The sequence below is a fragment of the Pseudomonas siliginis genome (assembly GCF_024072275.1).
In the GTDB taxonomy this organism is placed as follows: domain Bacteria; phylum Pseudomonadota; class Gammaproteobacteria; order Pseudomonadales; family Pseudomonadaceae; genus Aquipseudomonas; species Aquipseudomonas siliginis.
This window is the reverse complement of sequence record NZ_CP099598.1, coordinates 5,508,449-5,528,863: the sequence shown is the minus strand read 5'-3', so window position 1 is coordinate 5,528,863 and position 20,415 is coordinate 5,508,449. Positions and strand designations below refer to the sequence as shown.

The 20,415-nt window shown below is 62.8% G+C and carries 16 protein-coding genes; 13 read left to right on the top strand and 3 right to left on the bottom strand.

Translation table 11 applies throughout. The annotated features are described in order from the left end of the window. The 11 genes from NF676_RS25400 to madM all read left to right on the top strand — a co-directional run bounded on the left by NF676_RS25400 (window position 1) and on the right by madM (window position 14,001). A complete protein-coding gene (locus tag NF676_RS25400; protein ID WP_252886927.1) occupies window positions 1-5,910 on the top strand; it encodes an Hpt domain-containing protein in 5,910 nt (1,969 codons plus the stop codon). Beyond that, on the top strand, window positions 5,903-6,373 hold the full coding sequence (locus tag NF676_RS25395; protein ID WP_071172230.1) for a chemotaxis protein CheW: 471 nt from the start codon (window positions 5,903-5,905) through the stop codon (window positions 6,371-6,373). Before NF676_RS25400 ends, NF676_RS25395 begins: the two co-directional genes overlap by 8 nt. Window positions 6,374-6,787: 414 nt before the next feature. Next, the gene (gene mdcA, locus NF676_RS25390) at window positions 6,788-8,458 is read left to right on the top strand and encodes a malonate decarboxylase subunit alpha (RefSeq protein ID WP_016772750.1); all 1,671 of its coding nucleotides are present in this window, start codon (window positions 6,788-6,790) and stop codon (window positions 8,456-8,458) included. Next, window positions 8,458-9,315, top strand: a complete 858-nt coding sequence (locus tag NF676_RS25385) for a triphosphoribosyl-dephospho-CoA synthase (RefSeq protein WP_252886926.1) — start codon at window positions 8,458-8,460, stop codon at window positions 9,313-9,315. Before mdcA ends, NF676_RS25385 begins: the two co-directional genes overlap by 1 nt. Further along, window positions 9,315-9,614, top strand: coding sequence for a malonate decarboxylase subunit delta (locus NF676_RS25380; protein WP_056786420.1), 300 nt, complete (start codon window positions 9,315-9,317; stop codon window positions 9,612-9,614). The genes NF676_RS25385 and NF676_RS25380 overlap by 1 nt, the downstream gene beginning before the upstream one ends. Then, the gene (locus NF676_RS25375) at window positions 9,607-10,458 is read left to right on the top strand and encodes a biotin-independent malonate decarboxylase subunit beta (RefSeq protein ID WP_252886925.1); all 852 of its coding nucleotides are present in this window, start codon (window positions 9,607-9,609) and stop codon (window positions 10,456-10,458) included. Before NF676_RS25380 ends, NF676_RS25375 begins: the two co-directional genes overlap by 8 nt. Continuing rightward, entirely contained in the window at window positions 10,455-11,240 is a 786-nt protein-coding gene (mdcE, locus tag NF676_RS25370) for a biotin-independent malonate decarboxylase subunit gamma (protein WP_252886924.1), read from the top strand. The genes NF676_RS25375 and mdcE overlap by 4 nt, the downstream gene beginning before the upstream one ends. Then, window positions 11,234-11,854, top strand: a complete 621-nt coding sequence (locus NF676_RS25365; RefSeq protein WP_252879031.1) for a malonate decarboxylase holo-ACP synthase — start codon at window positions 11,234-11,236, stop codon at window positions 11,852-11,854. The genes mdcE and NF676_RS25365 overlap by 7 nt, the downstream gene beginning before the upstream one ends. Continuing rightward, complete coding sequence (gene mdcH / locus NF676_RS25360) at window positions 11,851-12,771, top strand: malonate decarboxylase subunit epsilon (RefSeq protein ID WP_056786434.1); 921 nt, start codon at window positions 11,851-11,853, stop codon at window positions 12,769-12,771. Before NF676_RS25365 ends, mdcH begins: the two co-directional genes overlap by 4 nt. Window positions 12,772-12,838: 67 nt before the next feature. Beyond that, entirely contained in the window at window positions 12,839-13,231 is a 393-nt protein-coding gene (gene madL, locus NF676_RS25355) for a malonate transporter subunit MadL (protein WP_016772756.1), read from the top strand. A 5-nt stretch (window positions 13,232-13,236) separates the two neighbouring features. Next, the gene (gene madM, locus NF676_RS25350; protein ID WP_041476796.1) at window positions 13,237-14,001 is read left to right on the top strand and encodes a malonate transporter subunit MadM; all 765 of its coding nucleotides are present in this window, start codon (window positions 13,237-13,239) and stop codon (window positions 13,999-14,001) included. A 198-nt stretch (window positions 14,002-14,199) separates the two neighbouring features. On the opposite strand, the gene NF676_RS25345 is transcribed toward madM, so the two are convergent. Next, a complete protein-coding gene (locus tag NF676_RS25345; RefSeq protein WP_056786436.1) occupies window positions 14,200-15,120 on the bottom strand; it encodes a LysR family transcriptional regulator in 921 nt (306 codons plus the stop codon). A gap of 140 nt (window positions 15,121-15,260) precedes the next feature. Between NF676_RS25345 and trhA the strand changes: the two genes are divergently transcribed. Further along, complete coding sequence (gene trhA, locus NF676_RS25340; RefSeq protein WP_039757573.1) at window positions 15,261-15,878, top strand: PAQR family membrane homeostasis protein TrhA; 618 nt, start codon at window positions 15,261-15,263, stop codon at window positions 15,876-15,878. Between the two features lie 175 nt (window positions 15,879-16,053). Here trhA and NF676_RS25330 read toward each other — a convergent pair whose 3' ends face one another. After that, window positions 16,054-16,773: a 16S rRNA (uracil(1498)-N(3))-methyltransferase gene (locus NF676_RS25330; protein ID WP_095181344.1), complete on the bottom strand. Its 720-nt coding sequence runs from the start codon at window positions 16,771-16,773 to the stop codon at window positions 16,054-16,056. A gap of 144 nt (window positions 16,774-16,917) precedes the next feature. After that, on the bottom strand, window positions 16,918-18,324 hold the full coding sequence (locus NF676_RS25325) for an adenosylmethionine--8-amino-7-oxononanoate transaminase (protein ID WP_056786442.1): 1,407 nt from the start codon (window positions 18,322-18,324) through the stop codon (window positions 16,918-16,920). Between the two features lie 223 nt (window positions 18,325-18,547). Between NF676_RS25325 and NF676_RS25320 the strand changes: the two genes are divergently transcribed. After that, window positions 18,548-20,317 carry a flavin monoamine oxidase family protein gene (locus tag NF676_RS25320; RefSeq protein WP_056786445.1) on the top strand — a complete coding sequence of 590 codons (1,770 nt, stop codon included), beginning with the start codon at window positions 18,548-18,550 and terminating at the stop codon, window positions 20,315-20,317. Window positions 20,318-20,415 lie beyond the last annotated feature (98 nt).

The window sequence follows — 20,415 nt, the reverse complement described above, 5'->3', positions numbered from 1 at the left end:
ATGGGTGATCGGCACGACTACGTGGCCCTGGAATGGGTCAAGGGCGAAATTGCCGAAACGCTGAAGCTGGCGCATCAGGCGATCGAGGCCGTGCTCGACGATCCGCAGGCCTTCCCCGGGCTGGACGAATGTCTGGCGTACATTCATCAGGTCCACGGCAGTCTGCAAATGGTCGAGTTCTACGGCGCAGCGTTACTGGCCGAAGAAATGGAGCACTTGGTCGAAGCCCTGCAACATGATCGTGTACCGCACCGCGACGAAGCCCTGCACCTGCTGCTGCAAGCTCTGGGGCAACTGCCGCTTTACCTTGACCGCGTGCAGAGCGCCCGCCGCGACCTGCCGCTGGTGGTGTTGCCGCTGATCAACGATCTGCGCAGCGCTCGCGGTGAAAGCCTGCTGGCGGAAACCAGCCTGTTCAGCCCGCCACTGCCCGAGCTGGCGCCGCTCGGCGACGAGGCACTCGCCGCGCTGGAACCGCCCGATCTGCCGAACGTGCTGCGCAAACTGCGGCAGATGCTGCAAATGGCTCTGGTCGGTCTGCTGCGCGAACAGGACGACCAGACGCACCTTGGCTATCTGGCCAAAGTCTTCAGCCGTCTCGAAGCGCTGAGCGGCGACGCGCCGTTGAGCCCTTTGTGGCAAATCGCCTCGGCATTGGTCGAGGGCATGCGCGAGGGCGTCATCGCCAACAGTCCGGCGCTGCGCAGCCTGTTCAAGGACGCCGACCAAGAGCTCAAGCGCCTGCTCGAGCAGGGCATCGTCGGGCTCAATCAGCCGGCGCCGGCCGAGCTGCTGAAAAGCCTGTTGTTCTATATTGCCAAAGCCGAACATCCCACCGGGCAGATGCTGACCATGAAAGATCACTACTCCCTGGACGACGCGTTGCCCGACAGCGCGATGGTCGATGAAGAACGCGCACGCCTCGCCGGCCCCGACCGCGATGCCATGCGCTCGGTGCTGGCGGCGCTGTGCGAAGAGCTGGTGCGGGTCAAGGAGCGCCTCGATCTGTTCGTGCGCAGCGACCGCCAGCACGCCTCGGATCTGGACAGCCTGCTCGCGCCGCTGCGGCAGATTGCCGACACCCTCGCGGTGCTTGGTTTCGGCCAGCCGCGCAAAGTCATCATCGACCAACTGGCAGTGGTGCTCAGCCTCGCCCAAGGCCAGCGCGAACCGAACGACGCGATCCTCATGGACGTCGCCGGGGCCTTGCTCTACGTCGAAGCGACGCTGGCCGGCATGGTCGGCACGGTGGAGACGCAAAGCGCCGAAGACGCGCGCCTGCCGACCACCGACCTGACGCAGATCCATCAGATCGTGATCAAGGAAGCGCGCATCTGCCTGCAACAGGCCAAGGACATGATCGTCGACTACATCGACGCCGATTGGGACCGCCAGCATCTGCAACCGCTGCCCGAACTGCTGACGCAGGTGCGCGGAGCGCTGGCGATGATTCCGCTGGCCCGCGCGGCGAGTCTGGTCGAGGCCTGCAACGGTTTCATTCGCGAGCATTTGATGCTCGATGCCCACGAACCGGGCTGGGAACAACTCGATCATCTGGCCGATGTGATCAGCAGCCTCGAGTATTACCTCGAACGCCTGAGCGACGACCCGCAGGCGCCCGCCGAGCATCTGCTCGATGTCGCGCAAAACAGCCTTGCCAGCCTCGGCTTCTTTGCCAACGAGCAGCCCGGCGAAGCGCAAGTGCCGGTGCTCGATGAGGTGCTCAGCCCCAGCGAAGCGCAGCTCATGCAGGATCTGCAAACCCTTGACGACCCTGACGTCGTGCAGTCGCTCGCCGAGGTGCTGGCCAGCCCGGTGTCGGCGCTCAACCCGCCGGCGCGCAACACCCCTGACAGCCTGATGCCGCCGCCGACCGATGAAGAACCGGTCGACGATGAACTGCGCGAAGTATTCCTCGAAGAGACCGACGAAGTCCTCGCGGTCCTCCACGAATACCTGCCGCGCTGGAGCGCCAATCCCCAGGACCGCGCCGCCCTGATTGAGCTGCGTCGGGCCTTCCATACCTTGAAGGGCAGCGGGCGCATGGTCCGTGCCTTGGTCCTTGGCGAACTGGCCTGGGCGGTGGAAAACCTGCTCAACCGCGTGCTCGAACAAAGCGTCGAGCCCGGCGCAGTGCTGCGCCAATTGCTCGGCGACACGCTGTTGCTGCTGCCCGAGCTGATCAACGAATTCGCCACCCAGCGTCAGCGCCAGCGCAACGATGTCGACCAACTCGCCGCCCGCGCCCACGCGTTGGCCAAAGGCGATGAGCCGCTGGCAGCCGAAGATACCGATGATGTCGCCGCGCTTGATCCGCTGCTGCTGGAGATCTTCCGCAAGGAAGCTGAAACCCACCTCGCCAGCCTCAACCGTTTCCTCGATCAGGCCGCCGAACAGGTGCCGTTACCGGCCAGCGACGAGCTGCAACGGGCGCTGCACACGCTCAAGGGCAGTGCCTCGATGGCCGGCGTATTGCCGATGGCCGAACTGGCGGCTTCACTGGATCAACTGGCCCGCGAGTTCAAGGCGCATCAGTTGCCGCTGGATCTGGACGAGGTCGAATTGCTGCTCGAAGCCGAGGGCTTGTTCCGCGTCGGCCTGCGTCAGCTCAAACACGATCCGCTGGCGCCGATTGTCGGTGCGCAGTCGCTGATCAAACGCACCGAGGCGCTGCTCGCCGAGCGCCTGCAAGCCAGCTCCGATGGCGCTGACAGCGGCCTGCGCCTCAAGCGCGATCCGCAACTGATCAACAACTTCCTCGCCCAGGGCATGGACATCCTCCTCGACGCCGAAAACCTCTTGCAGCGCTGGCAGCAACACCCCGGCGAGCGCCAGGAACTCAGCGCCCTGCTCGATGAACTGACCACCCTCGGCGAAGGCGCGCACCTTGCCGATCTGCTGGCGGTCGATGGCCTCTGCGAAGCCTTGCTCGACCTGTATGGCGCGGTGGAAGAAAGCAGCCTGGCGGTCAGCGAGCGGTTTTTCCACGAAGCGCAACTGGCCCACGAAGCGCTGATCAACATGCTCGACGAGCTCGCTGCCGGCCAGGAAATCACCGCGCAACCGGAGCGGATTCGTGCCTTGCAGGAACTGCTCGACGAAGGCCTCGACCCGGCGGCGATGGGCCTGATCCGCAGCGACGGCAGTCGCACCCTGGATATTCGCGAACTGGGCAGCGCCACCGCGCAATTGCAGCAATCGGTTGCCGCCCTCGAGCCTGACGACGAGATCGTCGAAATCTTCCTCGAAGAGGCGGTGGACATTCTCGACAGCGCCGGGCAAGCCTTGCAGCGCTGGCGCAAGGATCCGGACAACGCCGCGCCGCTGTCGTCATTGCAGCGCGACTTGCACACGCTGAAGGGCGGCGCGCGCATGGCCGAGGTCGAGGTCATCGGCGACCTCGCCCAGGAACTGGAAAACCTCTACGAAGGGCTGGTCGATCGACGCTACAACCACAGCACCGCGCTCGAAGGTCTGTTGCAGCACAGTCATGAGCGTTTGGCGCTGATGCTGGAGCAACTGCAAGCGCATCAAGCGCTGACCCCGGCGCAAGATCTGATCGACGCGATCCGTCAGTTGCGTCAGGGCCAGGCCGCCAGCGAATCTGCCCACGCAGCGGTCGAACATGACAACGCCGGGCATGATCCAGAGTTGCTGGAGATCTTCCTCGAAGAAGGTTTCGACATCATCGAAAGCTCCGGCGCCGCGCTGTTGCGCTGGCAGGCCGAGCCGGGCAACCGTCAGGAGATTGAAACCCTGCTGCGCGATCTGCACACCCTCAAGGGTGGTGCGCGGATGGTCGAAATCGGCCCGATCGGCGACCTCGCCCATGAGCTGGAATTTCTCTACGAAAGTCTCTCTAGCGGTGTGCTGCAACCGTCCGCCGAACTGTTCGCGCTGGTGCAGCGCGGCCATGACCGACTGGCGCAAATGCTCGATGGTGTGCGCGCCGGGCAGCCGTGCCCACCGGCCGATCGGCTGATCAATGCGATCCAGAATTTCAGTCACCCGGTGCAGGTTGAAGCGCCGCCAGCGCCGGCTCCAGTCATCAAGCCCGAGGCCGCGCCGCCGAGCGCCGATGCTGGCGCGGACATGGTCAAGGTCTCGTCCGAACTGCTCGATGAGCTGGTCAATCTGGCCGGGGAAACCTCGATCTTTCGTGGACGGATCGAGCAGCAGGTCAACGATGCGCAGATTGCCCTCAACGAGATGGAAACCACCATCGAGCGTATGCGCGATCAGTTGCGCCGCCTCGACACCGAAACCCAGGGGCGCATTCTCAGCCGCCAGCAAGTCGATGGCGAACGCCTCGGTTATGAAGACTTCGATCCGCTGGAAATGGATCGCCATTCGCAGTTGCAGCAATTGTCGCGGGCGCTGTTCGAATCCGCCTCGGACCTGCTCGACCTCAAGGAAACCCTCGACCGCCGCAATCACGATGCGGAGAACCTGTTGCAGCAACAGGGGCGGATCAACACCGAATTGCAGGAAGGCCTGATGCGCACGCGCATGGTGCCGTTCGAACGCATGGTGCCGCGTCTGAAACGCATCGTTCGTCAGGTCGCCGAAGAGCTGGGCAAGGATGTCGCTTTTGTCGTCGGCAATGCCGATGGCGAGATGGATCGCAATGTGCTGGAACGCATGGCCGCGCCGCTGGAACACATGCTGCGCAACGCCGTCGACCATGGCCTCGAACCCGCCGATGTGCGGCTGGCGGCAGGCAAACCGGCGCAAGGGCAGATCACCCTTGATCTGTCCCGCGAAGGCGGTGACATGGTTTTCGACATCCGCGACGACGGCGCCGGGGTGCCGCTGGAAGCCGTGCGGCGCAAGGCGATCAAACGCGGCTTGCTGGCGCCCGACGCCGAGATCAGCGACCGCGACGTGTTGCAGTTCATCCTCCAGCCGGGTTTCTCCACGGCGGAAAAGATCACCCAGATTTCCGGGCGTGGCGTCGGCATGGACGTAGTCCACGAAGAGGTGCGTCAGCTCGGCGGCAGCATGAGTATCGATTCGGTGCCGGGGCAGGGCGTGCATTTCCGCATTCGCCTGCCGTTCACCGTGTCGGTCAACCGCGCGCTGATGGTGCAGTGCGGCGAGGATCAGTACGCGATTCCGCTGAACACCATCGAAGGCATCGTGCGTGTGTTGCCGAATGATCTGGAAGGGCATTTCCGTCACGATCCACCGAGTTATCAATACGGCGGCCAGCGGTATGAGCTGTGCTATCTCGGCGAGCTGTTGAAGACTGCGCCACGGCCAAAACTGCTCGGGCAGAACCTGCCGTTGCCGGTGCTGCTGGTGCATTGCAACGACCGCCACATTGCCGTGCTGGTCGACGCCATGGCCGGCACTCGCGAGATCGTGGTCAAGAGCCTCGGCCCGCAGTTCGCGGCGGTGCAGGGCGTGTCGGGGGCGACGATTCTCGGCGATGGCCGGGTGGTGCTGATTCTGGATCTGCTCGCACCGATCCGCGCGATGCAGGCGCGCCTGGCGCAAGAGCCGGCGCGCACGGAGATCGACAGCGAACCGCACAAGCCGTTGCTGATCATGGTCGTCGATGACTCGGTGACGGTGCGCAAGGTCACCAGCCGTTTGCTCGAGCGCCACGGCATGAACGTGCTGACCGCCAAGGACGGCGTCGATGCGATGCTGCTCCTCGAAGAACACACGCCCGACCTGATGCTGCTCGACATCGAAATGCCGCGCATGGACGGCTTCGAAGTCGCCACCCAGGTACGCGCCGACGAACGCCTGTGCCACTTGCCGATCATCATGATCACCTCGCGCACCGGGCAGAAACACCGCGACCGCGCCATGGCCATCGGCGTCAACGACTACCTCGGCAAGCCGTATCAGGAATCGGTGTTGCTGGAGAGCATCGCCCAGTGGAGCAAGAAACATGCATGAACACCGGCACAACCCGCGCACCAGCCAGCTCACCGGGCTGTTGCTGCCGCTGGCCGATCGCAACCTGATCCTGCCCAATGTCGCCATCGCCGAGCTGATCGACTACCAGGCCAGCGCCTTCGATCTCGACACGCCGCCGTGGTACCTGGGCCGGGTAACGTGGCGCGAGCGGCAGATTCCGCTGATCAGTTTCGAATCGGCCTGCGGGCAGAAAATCGTCATCGGCGAACGGGCGCGTATCGTGATTCTGAATGCGCTGGGCGGCTTGCCCGAGCTGAGATTCATCGCCCTGTTGGTGCAGGGGATTCCTCGGTCGTACAAGCTCGACAGTCAGTTGAGTTACGTGGATGTGCCGTTGTGTGCGCTGGAGCAGGCGGCGGTGCAGGTCGGCGAGCAGGTGGCGAAGGTGCCGGATTTGTTGGGGCTGGAGCAGTTACTGGTGGATGCGGGATTGGCCCGCTGATCCAAGGCCTTCGCTTGATCGTTCCCACGCTCCGCGTGGAAATGCAGCCCGGGACGCTCCGCGTCCCATCAAGAGCCGAACGCGGAGCGTCCGTAGAGGCATTCCCACGCAGAGCGTGGGAACGATCAACGCCAATCCGTATCGGTGTTTAAAGACAGAGGGAGCCGACCGAGGTGTCTCGCGTCCTACGTCGACCTGAATGACCGAGTCGATTATGGATTCACTACAACGGGTTCAGGTCAGCGTCATTCCCAAGCATCCCTCAATCAGTCCCCTCTCCCTCCGGGAGAGGGCTAGGGTGAGGGTAGCTTTTGAACGTTACGCTCAGCGTAATGATTCACCACCCAGCTTGATTGATGCCCTCACCACACACGCCTAACTTGGCTCCACGACAGCGAACCCCGTGGAGTGAGCATGACAACAACAATTTCCCCCGACTCGCGCTGGACGCGGCGGCGTGACGAGAAGCAGCGCCGGCTCGACAAGGTGCGCGGGCTCGCCGATGGCGCGGTGTTGCCTAGCGACAAGATCGTCGCCGCGCTCGAAGCGCTGATCCATCCCGGCGACCGCGTGGTGCTGGAGGGCAACAACCAGAAGCAGGCGGATTTCCTCTCGCGTTCGCTGGCCAAGGCCGACCCGGCCAAGCTCCACGATCTGCACATGATCATGCCCAGCGTCGGCCGCTCCGAACACCTTGATCTGTTCGAACGTGGCATTGCCCGCAAGCTCGATTTCTCCTTCGCCGGCACCCAGAGCCTGCGCATCAGCCAGTTGCTCGAAGATGGCTTGCTCGAAGTCGGCGCCATTCACACGTACATCGAACTCTACGCCCGCCTCGTCGTGGACCTGATCCCCAACGTTGTGCTCTCGGCCGGTTTCATGGCCGACCGCGCCGGCAACATCTACACCGGCCCGAGCACTGAAGACACCCCGGCGCTGATCGAACCGGCGGCGTTCAGCGACGGTATCGTTATCGTTCAGGTCAACCAATTGGTCGATGACGTCAGCGAACTGCCCCGCGTAGACATTCCCGCTTCATGGGTCGATTTCGTTGTGGTTGCCGACAAGCCGTTCTACATCGAACCGCTGTTCACCCGCGACCCACGGCACATCAAGCCTGTGCACGTGCTGATGGCGATGATGGCGATTCGCGGGATCTACGAAAAACACAACGTGCAGTCGCTCAACCACGGCATCGGTTTCAACACCGCCGCCATCGAACTGATCCTGCCGACCTACGGCGAATCCCTCGGTTTGAAAGGCAAGATCTGCCGCAACTGGACGCTCAACCCGCACCCGACGCTGATCCCGGCGATTGAAAGCGGCTGGGTCGAGAGCGTGCATTGCTTCGGCACCGAACTGGGCATGGAAAACTACATTGCCGCTCGGCCGGATGTGTTCTTCACTGGCCGCGACGGCTCGCTGCGCTCCAACCGTATGGTCTGCCAACTGGCCGGGCAATACGCGGTGGATCTGTTTATCGGCGCGACGTTGCAAGTCGATGGCGACGGCCATTCCTCGACGGTGACTCGGGGCCGTCTCGCCGGTTTCGGTGGTGCGCCAAACATGGGTCACGACCCGCGCGGCCGCCGTCACGGCACCCCGGCGTGGCTGGACATGCGCCACGCCGATGGGCCGCAACCGATGCTCGAACGCGGCAAGAAACTCGTGGTGCAAATGGTCGAGACCTTCCAGGAGGGCGGCAAACCGACCTTCGTCGAAACCCTCGACGCGGTGGAAGTGGCGAAGAAAAGCGGCATGCCGCTGGCGCCGATCATGATCTACGGCGACGACGTCACCCACCTGCTCACCGAAGAAGGCATCGCCTACCTGTACAAGGCGCGCTCGCTGGAAGAGCGCCAGGCGATGATCGCAGCGGTTGCCGGGGTTACCGCCATCGGCCTGCGGCACAACCCGAAAGACACCGAACGCATGCGCCGCGAAGGCCTGATCGCCTTGCCCGAAGACCTCGGCATCCGCCGCACCGACGCCACGCGCGAATTGCTCGCGGCGAAAAGCGTCGCCGATCTGGTCGAGTGGTCCGGCGGCCTGTACAACCCGCCCGCCAAATTCAGGAGCTGGTAATGCACGCATTCAACCTGCAAGCGAAACCGCTTTCTCTGGCTGACCGCTTGGCCGATCTGGCGGTGGACGCACTGATCGACGAAGCCGATCTGTCGCCGAAACCGGCGCTGGTCGATCGTCGCGGCAATGGCGCACACACCGATCTGCACCTGGGCCTGATGCACGCGTCGGCGCTGGCATTGTGGCCGGCATTCATGGAAATGGCCGAGGCCGCGCTGGAGATCGGTGAAGTCGGTGTGCCGTTGCGCGAAGCGATTGGCCGCATCGGCCGCGAGGGCGAACAAGCGATGCTCGTGACCACCAACGGCGTCAACACCCATCGCGGTGCGATCTGGGCATTGGGACTGTTGGTGACGGCCGCCGCGCTGCAACCGAAATCCATCGCCCTGTGCGCCGCCCGCCTGGCACTGCTCGACGACCGCTACGCACCGACGCCGCTCAGCCATGGCGCACAGGTCGCCCAGCGTTACGGCGCACGCGGTGCTCGCGAAGAAGCGCAACTGGGCTTCCCGTCCGTGCTGCAACGCGGCCTGCCGCAACTGCATAAAAGCCGCGCCAACGGCCACGGCGAACAGAACGCCCGGCTCGATGCATTGCTGGCGATCATGACCGAGCTGGCCGACACCTGCGTGCTCTACCGCGCTGGCGAACCGGGCTTGCACGCCATGCAGGCCGGCGCGCAAGCGGTGCTCGATGCCGGCGGCAGCGCCAGCCTCAGCGGTCGTCGTCGCCTGCACGAACTCGATCAACAACTCATCGCATTGAATGCCTCGCCCGGTGGCGCCGCTGACTTGCTCGCGGCCACGCTGCTGCTCGATCGCATCGAGCGCGACGGCATTGTTCAGGGAGCGTTTTGATGGAAAGCCTATCGTTTGAATTCCCCGCCGGGCAGCCGCCACGCGGGCGGGCGCTGGTCGGTTGTGTCGGCTCGGGTGATCTGGAAGTGCTGATCGAACCGGGTCTGGCCGGCAAGCTGACGATCAACGTGCAGACCTCGGTCAACGGCGCGCAGCAGCGCTGGCAGCACCTGTTTGCGCGGATGTTCGACGGCACCACGCCACCGGCGATGGCCATCGATATCCACGATTTCGGCGCGACGCCGGGGGTGGTGCGCTTGCGTCTGGAACAGGGTTTCGAGGAGATCGGCCATGACTGACAGCGCAGTGTTGCTCAACAAACACAGCTTCGTCGAACTTGGCGCACGGCAGCGGGCGCAAGCCTTGCTCGACGCCGGGACCTTTCGCGAACTGCTCGATCCGTTTCAACGGGTCATGTCGCCGTGGCTCGAGCGCCAGGGTGTAGTGCCGCAAGCCGACGACGGCGTGATCATCGCCAAGGGCAGTCTCGACGGTTTGCCGGTGGTCATTGCGGCGATTGAAGGTGCGTTTCAGGGCGGCAGCCTTGGCGAAGTCGGCGGGGCGAAGATTGCCGGTGCGCTGGAACTGGCCGCTGAAGACAACCGCAACGGCATCCCCACCCGCGCGGTATTGCTGCTGGAAACCGGTGGCGTGCGCTTGCAGGAAGCCAATCTAGGGCTGGCGGCGATTGCCGATATCCATGCGGCGATTGTCGATTTGCAGCAATACCAACCGGTGGTCGGTGTAGTCGCTGGCAGCGTCGGTTGCTTCGGCGGCATGTCGATTGCTGCTGCGCTGTGCAGTTATTTGCTGGTGACCCAGGAAGCACGTCTCGGCCTGAACGGCCCGCAGGTGATCGAGCAGGAAGCCGGGATCGAGGAATACGACTCCCGCGACCGGCCCTTCATCTGGAGCCTGACCGGCGGCGAGCAGCGTTTCAACACGGGGCTGGTGGACCGTTATGTCGGCGATGACGTGGCGCAAATTCGTCAGCAGGTCGGTGAATTGCTCCAGCAAGGCCTGCCGGCACAGCCGCGCAGTCAGCGCGCCGAGTGGTTCCTGCAACGCTTGACGAGCCTGGACACGAACGAGCAAATCGAGCCTTCGGTGGTTCGCGATCTGTATCAAGGAGGGCGCTCATGAGCGGTTATTCATTGCGCGGTTTGCACTGGTTCAATGCGCTCAGCGCTGGCGCCAGTGTCGTCGAAGGTTTGCCGCCGTCGTTGAAGGTCGCCGACGCTGAGCTCGGCAGGTTTATCGCGGTGGTCGGCGACCCGGACAATTGTTTTCCCCGCGCCCGCAATGGCGAGGTCGGTCTGCTCGAAGGCTGGGGGCTGGCCAAGGCTGTGGATGACGCGATCAGTGCCGACCGCGACAGCGCACAGAAGCGCCCGATCATCGCCATCGTCGATGTGCCGAGCCAGGCGTATGGCCGCCGCGAAGAAGCCCTCGGCATTCATCAGGCCCTGGCCGGCGGGGCGGACAGTTATGCTCGTGCGCGTCTGGCCGGGCATCCGGTGATTGCGCTACTGGTGGGCAAGGCCATGTCGGGTGCGTTTCTCGCTCACGGTTATCAGGCCAATCGCCTGATCGCGCTGCGCGACCCCGGCGTGATGGTCCACGCGATGGGCAAAGCCTCGGCGGCGCGGGTGACCTTGCGCAGTGTTGAAGAACTGGAAGCGCTGGCCGCCAGCGTGCCGCCCATGGCCTACGACATCGACAGCTACGCCAGCCTCGGCCTGCTTTGGGAAACCCTCTCGGTGCAGCAGATTGAACAGCCGACAGAGGAAGATCTGACGCGGGTGAGCGAGTGCCTGAAGCAAGCGATCAGCGATGTGACCAGCACTGATTTGAAAGGGCGCCTTGGTGCGAGTAATCGTGCCGCCTCCAGCCGCGTCCGCGAACTGCTGAGGGCGCAGTGGTGAACCTGCCCCTGGCCCACGATCTGCTCTGGGGCATGACCCCGGCGCAGTTGCCGGCGGATGCACCGCAGTGGGCGATCGCGGCGCTGGCGGCCGGGCAACCGGTGGTGGTGCGCCGGGCCTTGAGCGAGGAAGGTCAGGTCGCGGTCGGTGTGCGCGGTGTGTTGCGCGAGCAGCGGCTGGCGGCGTTTATGGCGCTGGATTCGATTGCCTGTCGGGTCAGTCCCGAAGCCCTTTGTCATATTGAGTGCGAGCGAGATCTGCCGGTGATGCAGGCGCTCAAACAACTGCGGCCGATGCTCGATGACTGCCGTTGGGTCTGGGGTGTCAGCGGCAGTGTCGGGTTTGAATTGGCCAGTGGTTTTGCAGCGATGCATGCGGCCAGTGATCTCGATCTGATTCTGCGTGCGCCGCAGATGATCGGCCGTGATCAGGCGCGCGAACTGGTCGCGCTATTTGATCAAACTGTGTGCCGAGTCGACATGCAATTGCAGACGCCATTCGGCGCGGTGGCGCTGCGTGAATGGGCCAGCGGTTCGTCCCGAGTGCTGCTGAAAAATGCTTATCAGGCCTGTCTGGTGACGGATCCGTGGAACCCGCAGGAGCAGGCAGCGTGAGCAGCCTGTTGGTGTTTCCCGGCCAAGGCGCGCAGCAAGCGGGCATGCTCCAGCGTTTGCCAAGGGAAACGCTGGTCGAGGCCAGTGATGTGCTCGGCGAGGATGTCTTGCTGCTGGATTGTGCCGAGGCATTGCGCACGACACGAGCGGTTCAGTTGTGCCTGCTGATCGCCGGTGTCGCTGCTTCGCGGCAGTTATTGCAGGATGAACTGACTGCGGATTACGTCGCCGGCCTGTCCATCGGCGCCTACCCGGCGGCAGTGGTGGCGGGGGCATTGAGCTTCAGCGATGCGCTGCATCTGGTCAGCCTGCGCGGTGAGCTGATGCAACAAGCCTATCCACAGGGCTACGGCATGACCGCGATCATCGGCTTGCAGTTATCCACCGTCGAAACGCTGCTGGCGCAAGTGCACAGCGAAGATGCGCCGGTGTATCTGGCCAACATCAACGCCGATAACCAAGTGGTGATTGCCGGCAGCGACAAGGCCATGCACGCGGTGGCCGAACTGGCGCGCAGTCGCGGCGCCGGAGTGGCGAAGCGGCTGGCGGTGAGCGTGCCGTCGCATTGCCCATTGCTGGAAAAACCGGCGCAGGCGCTTGCCGAAGCCTTCGCCAGGGTCGAACTTAAAACGCCACGGATCGGCTATCTCAGCGGCAGCCGCGCCCGCCCTGTGAGCAAAGTCGAAGCGCTGCGTGACGACCTCGCTTTCAACATGTGCCGCGTGGTGGACTGGCGCGGCACCGTGCAAAGCGCCTACGAGCGCGGCGTACGTCTACAGATCGAACTGCCGCCCGGTGCGGTGCTGACCGGGCTGGCGCGCCGGGTGTTCGAGCAAGGCACCGTCACTGCCTTCGACAGTGCCCGCCTAGACACCCTGCAAGCGCTGTTGCGCGAGGAGGGTGGCCGCCAACTCTAAAACCGCCGCGACTCAAGCTTCGAACAACAAAAACAACATTCGACGATGCACTTTGAGGACTACAACAATGATTATTTACGGTGTGGCATTTCTCGCCTTTTGCACGCTGGTCGGTATCTGGGTCGGTGAACTGCTCGGCAAGCTGATCGGCGTGCCGGCCAACGTCGGCGGTGTCGGTATTGCGATGCTGCTGTTGATCGGCCTGGGCAGCTATCTCTACAAGAGCGGCTGGCTCAAGGGCAAGACCGAGCAGGGCGTGGAGTTCTGGAGTGCGATCTACATTCCCATCGTGGTCGCCATGGCCGCACAGCAGAATGTCTACGGTGCGCTGAAGGGCGGGCCGATGGCGATTCTTGCCGGCACCCTCGCCGTAGTGATCGCTTTTGCCTTGGTGCCGGTGCTGACGCGCATGGGCAACAAGCAAGAGACGCCGATTGCTCCTGCCAAGACTGCGGGGTAATCGCCATGTACGAATCAATGATGAAAGTGATCACCGGCTACGGTCTGATCAGCGGCTTTTTGATTGTCGGCCTGACCATGTGGGTGTCCTACTGGATGTCCAACACCTTCACCAAGGGCCGTCTGCACGGTTCGGCGATCGCCATTCTGCTCGGGCTGGTGCTGTCGTATATCGGCGGCGCACTGACCGGTGGGCAAAAAGGCGTGGTGGATATTCCGCTGCTGTCCGGCATCGGCCTGCTCGGCGGTGCGATGCTGCGGGATTTCGCGATTGTGGCGACGGCGTTTGGCGTGAGTGTCGATGAGCTCAAACGCGCCGGATTCGTCGGTGTGCTGGCGCTGTTTGTCGGCGTTGGCACCTCGTTCGTCGCCGGCGTCGGCGTGGCGATGGCGTTCGGCTACACCGATGCGGTGAGCCTGACCACCATTGGCGCGGGTGCCGTGACTTATATTGTCGGCCCGGTGACCGGCGCGGCGATTGGTGCCAGCTCCGAGGTGATGGCGCTGTCGATTGCGGCGGGGCTGATCAAGGCGATTCTGGTGATGGTGATGACACCGTTCGTGGCACCGATGATCGGCCTGAACAATCCGCGCAGCGCGGTGATTTTCGGTGGTTTGATGGGCACCTCCAGCGGCGTTGCCGGAGGCCTGGCGGCCACCGATCCGAAGCTGGTGCCGTACGGTTGCCTGACGGCGGCGTTCTACACCGCGCTCGGGTGTCTGCTTGGGCCTTCGCTGTTGTTTCTGGCGATGCGCGGGTTGATGGGTTAGTCAATTTAAGCTGCCCTCACCCTAACCCTCTCCCGTAGGGAGAGGGGACTGACCGAGTTGTTTTGGCGTTATACATCGACCTGAAATTTCTAAGTCGAACTCAGATTCTGAAAAAGCCCCCGATCTGCTCCCTTTCCCCCTCTACCCCTTGGGGGAGAGGGCTGGGGTGAGGGGGTAGCTCTTGATTTTGATCTTGATCTAAACCCCAGCCTGCCGATTGGCATACATCCGACACTCTGCCAGCAACGCCAGCAAATTCGGGTCACGCTCCTTGGCCTTCAGAAACACCACGCCAATGTGCTGCTGCAAGCGGTACTTCTCCTGCAACGGGATGAGCTTCACCCGATTTTCGTACACCGCCGCAATCCTTCCCGGCAGCAACGCATAACCCACCCCCGAGCTGACCATGCTCAGCAGGGTGAAGATGTCATTGACCTGCATCGCCACCTTCGGCTCGAACCCCGCTTGCTTGAATACCCGCACACCGTCCTGATGCGTGGCGAAGCCTTGGGTCAGGGTGATGAAGGTTTCATCACGCACTTCCGCCAGATCGACTTCACTGCGCTGAGCGAATTTTGAATCGGCCGGGGTGGCGAGGAAGATGTCGTCGGAGAACAGCGCAATCTGTTCGCAATCGGGGTCGTTGATGCTGTCGTCCAGCGACACCAGAATCGCGTCGACTTCCATGTTTTTCAGCTTGTAGAGCAGGTCGATGTTCGAGCCGAGGATCAGGTCGATGTTGAGTTCGCTGCGGCGGATCTTCAGGCCCATGATCAGCTGCGGCACGGTCTTCACCGTCAGCGAATACAGCGAGCCGAGCTTGAAACGCTCGGCGGAGAACCCGGCGGCTTCGCGGGTCAGGCGCACGCTGTCGACGACGTCGTTGATCAGCTTCTGCGCACGTTCTTCCAGCACATAAGCGCTTTCCAGCGGCGTCAGATTGCGCCCTTCGTGTTTGAACAGCGGGCAGCGCAGGGCGTTTTCCAAAGAGTGAATGGCGCGGTGCACGCTGACGTTGCTGGTCTGCAATTCGGCGGCGGCGCGGGCGAGGTTGCCGGTGCGCATGAAGGCGAGGAACACCTCGAGTTTTTTCAGGGTCAATTCTTCGTCGATCAGCATGGCGCGGACTCTTTTTGGTATCGGCCGATTGTGCCCAATTCCTGCGGGCCGCGCAGGCGAGGTTGAACAGAAACATTGCGCTTTTACGCTCAAGGCCCGAGCCTTGCGCGCTGCGGTAACGAATGTGAGGTGAGCAATACATGTATCACGGGGAAAAACTCAACGCCTGGACCCATCTGGTCGGAGCCATCGCCGCGTTTATCGGCGGCGTATGGATGCTGGTGATTGCCAGCCTCGACGGCAGCCCTTGGAAGATCGTCAGCGTGGCGATCTACGCCTTCACCTTGCTGGTGCTCTACAGCGCCTCGACCGTTTACCACAGCGTGCGCGGGCGCAAGAAAGCGATCATGAAGAAGGTCGATCATTTCTCGATCTACCTGCTGATCGCCGGCAGCTACACGCCGTTCTGCCTGGTGACGTTACGCGGGCCGTGGGGCTGGACGCTGTTCGGGATTGTCTGGGGGCTGGCGCTGATCGGCATCCTGCAAGAGATCAAACCGCGTTCCGAGGCGCGGATTCTGTCGATCGTGATTTACGCAGTGATGGGCTGGATCGTGCTGGTCGCAGTCAAACCGCTGATTGCCGCACTGGGCACGGCCGGGTTTGCCTGGCTGGCGTCGGGCGGGGTTTTGTATACGGTGGGGATTATCTTCTTTGCCCTGGATCACCGCCTGCGGCATGCCCATGGCATCTGGCATCTGTTTGTGATCGCGGGAAGTCTGCTGCACTTTGTGGCGATTCTGTTTTATGTCCTGTAAATGCAATCCCTGTGGGAGCGAGCCTGCTCGCGAAGGCGTCAGGTCAGCCAACACCTTCGTTGAATGAAACACCGCTTTCGCGAGCAGGCTCGCTCCCACAATAAATCTTCAGTGAACTCTGGTTTTGTGAACACCCTAGATCCAATGTGGGAGCGAGCCTGCTCGCGAAGGGGCCTTAGAAGTCACCCCACAGTTGCTGGGCCACCGCCAACGCCACCACCGGCGCGGTCTCGGTGCGCAACACGCGCGGGCCGAGGCGGGCGGCGTGGAAGCCATTGCCTTTGGCCTGCTCGACTTCGCCGTCCGTCAAGCCACCTTCCGGTCCGATCAGGAACGCCAGCGTCGCCGGTTTGGCATGGCTGACCAGCGGTTCTGCGACCGGATGCAGCACCAGTTTCAATTCGGCTTCGGTCTGCTTGAGCCAGTCCGCCAGCAATACTGGTGGATGAATCACCGGCACCCGTGAACGCCCGCACTGTTCGCAGGCACTGATTGCCACTTGGCGCCAATGCAGCAAGCGCTTGTCGGCGCGTTCGTCCTTGAGCCGCACTTCGCAGCGTTCGCTGAAGATCGGCGTGATTTGCGTCACGCCCAGCTCAGTGGCTTTCTGAATCGCCCAGTCCATGCGCTCGCCCCGGGACAGGCCCTGGCCGAGGTGGATCTGCAGCGGCGATTCGATTTGCCCGGCGAACTGCTCGTCGATCTGCACGACCACGCGCTTCTTGCCGACGTCCACCAAGGACCCGCGAAATTCATGGCCGGAACCGTCGAACAACTGCACCGCATCGCCCTCGACCATGCGCAACACGCGGCTGATGTAATGCGCCTGGGCCTCCGGCAGTTCGTGTTCGCCAGTGCTCAGCGGGGCGTCGATAAAGAAGCGGGACAGTCTCATGCGGGGTCTCTGTAAAAAGTGTAAAAGTCTGGCGGCCCTATCGCTGGCAAGCCAGCTCCCACAAGGACTTGCGCAGGACCTGTGGGAGCTGGCTTGCCAGCGATGACGGTAGTCCGTTCACCGCTGAAGCTTAAGTGAAATAGATCAGCCCGGATCGCGGAAGCCGGGATGGAAGTCTTTCGGCACCGCAACACTGACGCTGTCACGCGTAGCAATATCAATACCTTCACTGGCCACTTCGGCCAGAAAGTCGATCTGCTCCGGGGTGATCACATACGGCGGCAGGAAATACACCACGCTGCCCAGTGGCCGCAACAACGCGCCACGTTCAAGCGCATGTTGGAAGACCTTCAAACCGCGACGCTCCTGCCAAGGGTAGGCCTCTTTGGTGGCTTTATCCTTGACCATCTCGATGGCCAGGACCATGCCGGTCTGGCGCACTTCCGACACATTCGGATGATCCACCAGATGCGCGGTCGCCGAGGCCATGCGTTGAGCGAGGGCCTGGTTGTTCTCTATGACGTTGTCCTGCTCGAAGATATCCAGGGTCGCCAATGCCGCCGCGCAGGCCAGCGGGTTGCCGGTGTAGCTGTGCGAGTGGAGGAAGGCGCGCAGGGTCGGGTAGTCGTCGTAGAAGGCGCTGTAGACCTCGTCGGTGGTCAGGCACGCGGCCAGCGGCAGGTAGCCGCCGGTGAGGGCTTTCGACAGGCAGAGGAAGTCCGGGCGGATGCCGGCCTGTTCGCAGGCGAACATCGTTCCGGTGCGGCCGAAGCCGACGGCGATTTCGTCGTGGATCAGGTGCACGCCGTAACGGTCGCAGGCCTCGCGCAACAGCTTGAGGTAGACCGGGTGATACATGCGCATGCCGCCCGCGCCCTGAATCAACGGCTCGACGATCACTGCCGCGACGCTGTCATGATTCTCTGCCAGCGTCTGTTCCATGGCCGCGAACATATTGCGTGAGTGTTCTTCCCAGCTCATGCCGTCGGGCCGGCCGTAGCAATCCGGGCTCGGCACTTTGATGGTGTCCATCAGCAGCGCTTTGTAGGTCTCGGTGAACAGCGGCACATCGCCGACCGCCATCGCCGCCATGGTCTCGCCGTGGTAGCTGTTGGTCAGGGTGACGAAGCGCTTCTTGTTCGGCTGGCCGCGATTGAGCCAGTAGTGAAAGCTCATCTTCAGCGCGACTTCGATGCAGGACGAGCCGTTATCGGCGTAGAACACCCGGTTCAGGCCTTGCGGGGTCATCTTCACCAGGCGCTCGGACAGCTCGATCACCGGCTGGTGGCTGAAACCGGCAAGGATCACGTGTTCGAGTTGATCGACCTGATCCTTGATGCGCTGGTTGATGCGCGGGTTGGCGTGGCCGAACACGTTGACCCACCAGGAACTGACTGCGTCGAGGTAGCGCTTGCCTTCGAAGTCTTCGAGCCAGACGCCTTCGCCGCGCTTGATCGGGATCAGCGGCAGCTGTTCGTGGTCTTTCATCTGGGTGCAGGGATGCCACAACACCGCGAGATCGCGTTGCATCCACTGGTTATTCAGGCCCATTTACAGTCTCCTCGAGGCGGCTCGCGTCAGGCGCGGGCGAACAATCGCGCAAGCCTATGCAATGCATCGCGCGGGAACAACCCATTGTGTCGATTGAGCTACTTTGTCTGAGCCGATAGACGTCGCTGGCGGCGTTTTGATGGCTAACGTATTCTTCGCGGTTCTTTGAGTCGTCTGACTCGCAAAACTGCTTTTTCCCACATGTTTTTCCGGAGTTCGCTGAATGTCTGTCGGTTGGCTGCGCGCCTGTGCGCTGGTGATGTTGGGGCTGTTCAGCGTTACGGCGCTGGCCAAGGATAAAACCGCGATCGTGATCGGCGGCGGCCTGTCGGGTCTGACCGCTGCTTACGAACTGCAGAACAAAGGCTGGCAGGTCACCCTGCTGGAAGCCAAACCGAGCCTGGGCGGCCGCTCGGGCATGGCCACCAGCGAGTGGATCGGCAACGACAAGACTCAGCCGGTGCTGAACAAATACGTGTCGACCTTCAAGCTCGGCACCACGCCGGCGCCGGAATTCGTCCGTACCCCAGGCTATCTGATCGACGGCGATTATTTCTCCGCCGCTGATCTGGCCACCAAGCAGCCAGCCACCGCCGATGCGCTCAAGCGCTACCAGAAAACCCTCGACGATCTGGCGCGCTCGATCGACGACCCGCAGAACCCGGCAGCGACCGCCACCCTGCATGCACTGGACCAGATCACCGTATCGAGCTGGCTCGACAAGCAGAACCTGCCGGCCACCGCGCGTCAGTTGATCAACCAGGACATCCGCACCCACTACGACGAACCTTCGCGTCTGTCGCTGCTGTATTTCGCTCAGCAGAACCGCGTCTATCGCGGCGTTTCCGACCGCGACCTGCGCGCCTCGCGTCTGGTCGGCGGCAGCCAGGTCCTGGCCCAGGCCTTCGTCAAACAGATCAAGACCATCAAGACCAGCTCGCCGGTCTCGGCCATCATCCAGGACAAGGACGGTGTGACCGTCAAAGTCGGCAGCGTCGGCTATCAGGCCGACTACGTTGTGCTGGCGGTACCGCTGCGCGCGCTGAACAAGATCGCCCTGACCCCTGCGCTGGATGCCCAGCATCTGGCGGCGATCAAAGGCACCAACTACGGCTGGCGCGACCAGATCATGCTGAAGTTCAAGACGCCAGTGTGGGAAAGCAAATCGCGCATGTCCGGCGAGATCTACAGCAATACCGGTCTGGGCATGCTCTGGATCGAACCGGCACTGAAGGGCGGCGCCAACGTGGTGATCAACCTGTCCGGCGATAACGCCCGTGTGATGCAGGCGTTCGGCGACAAGCAGATGGTCGATCAGGTGCTGATCCGTCTGCACGCGTTTTACCCACAGGCCCGTGGCTCGTTCACCGGTTATGAAATCCGTCGCTACAGCACCGATCCGTCGATGGGCGGCGCCTACCTGGCTTACGGCCCGGGGCAGATCAGCAAGTTCTGGCGCCTGTGGGAACGTCCGCTGCAACGCGTAGCGTTCGCCGGCGAACACACCGACACCTTGTACCCGGGCACCTTGGAAGGCGCACTGCGCACCGGCCAGCGCGCGGCTAGCCAGGTTGAAGATCTGGCGGCAGGCAAGTCGTTCGAACCGGCCAAAGTGGTTCCGGCTGCAGCTGCGGCAGGCGCGGCGGGTGCGGTAGCGGCGAAGAAGGGCAACTTCTTCAGCAACCTGTTCGGCGGTTCGGATGACGAGAAGAAGCCAGAGCCTGTGAAGGCGCCAGAGCCTGCGCCAGCACCTGTTGCTCCAGCGCCTGCGCCGACCCCGGCACCTGCACCTGCGCCGGTGGAAGCACCGAAGCCAGCGGCCCCGGTAAAAGCCGAGCCGGCGAAAAAAGCAGCGGCCAAGCCAGCGGCGAAGAAACCGGCGGCAAAAACCGAAACGAAAAAGCCGGCGGCCAAACCGGCGGCGAAGAAGGCTGAACCGGCGAAGAAGCCAGCGGCCAAGCCTGCTGCAACGACCGAGACCAAGGCGCAGTAAGGCTTTGTTCACATGAAAACGCGGCCCTCGGGTCGCGTTTTTTTTTGCCCTGCGTTTCAGTCCTTCGTCATCCGGTTACGGGACTTACCGGCGTACCG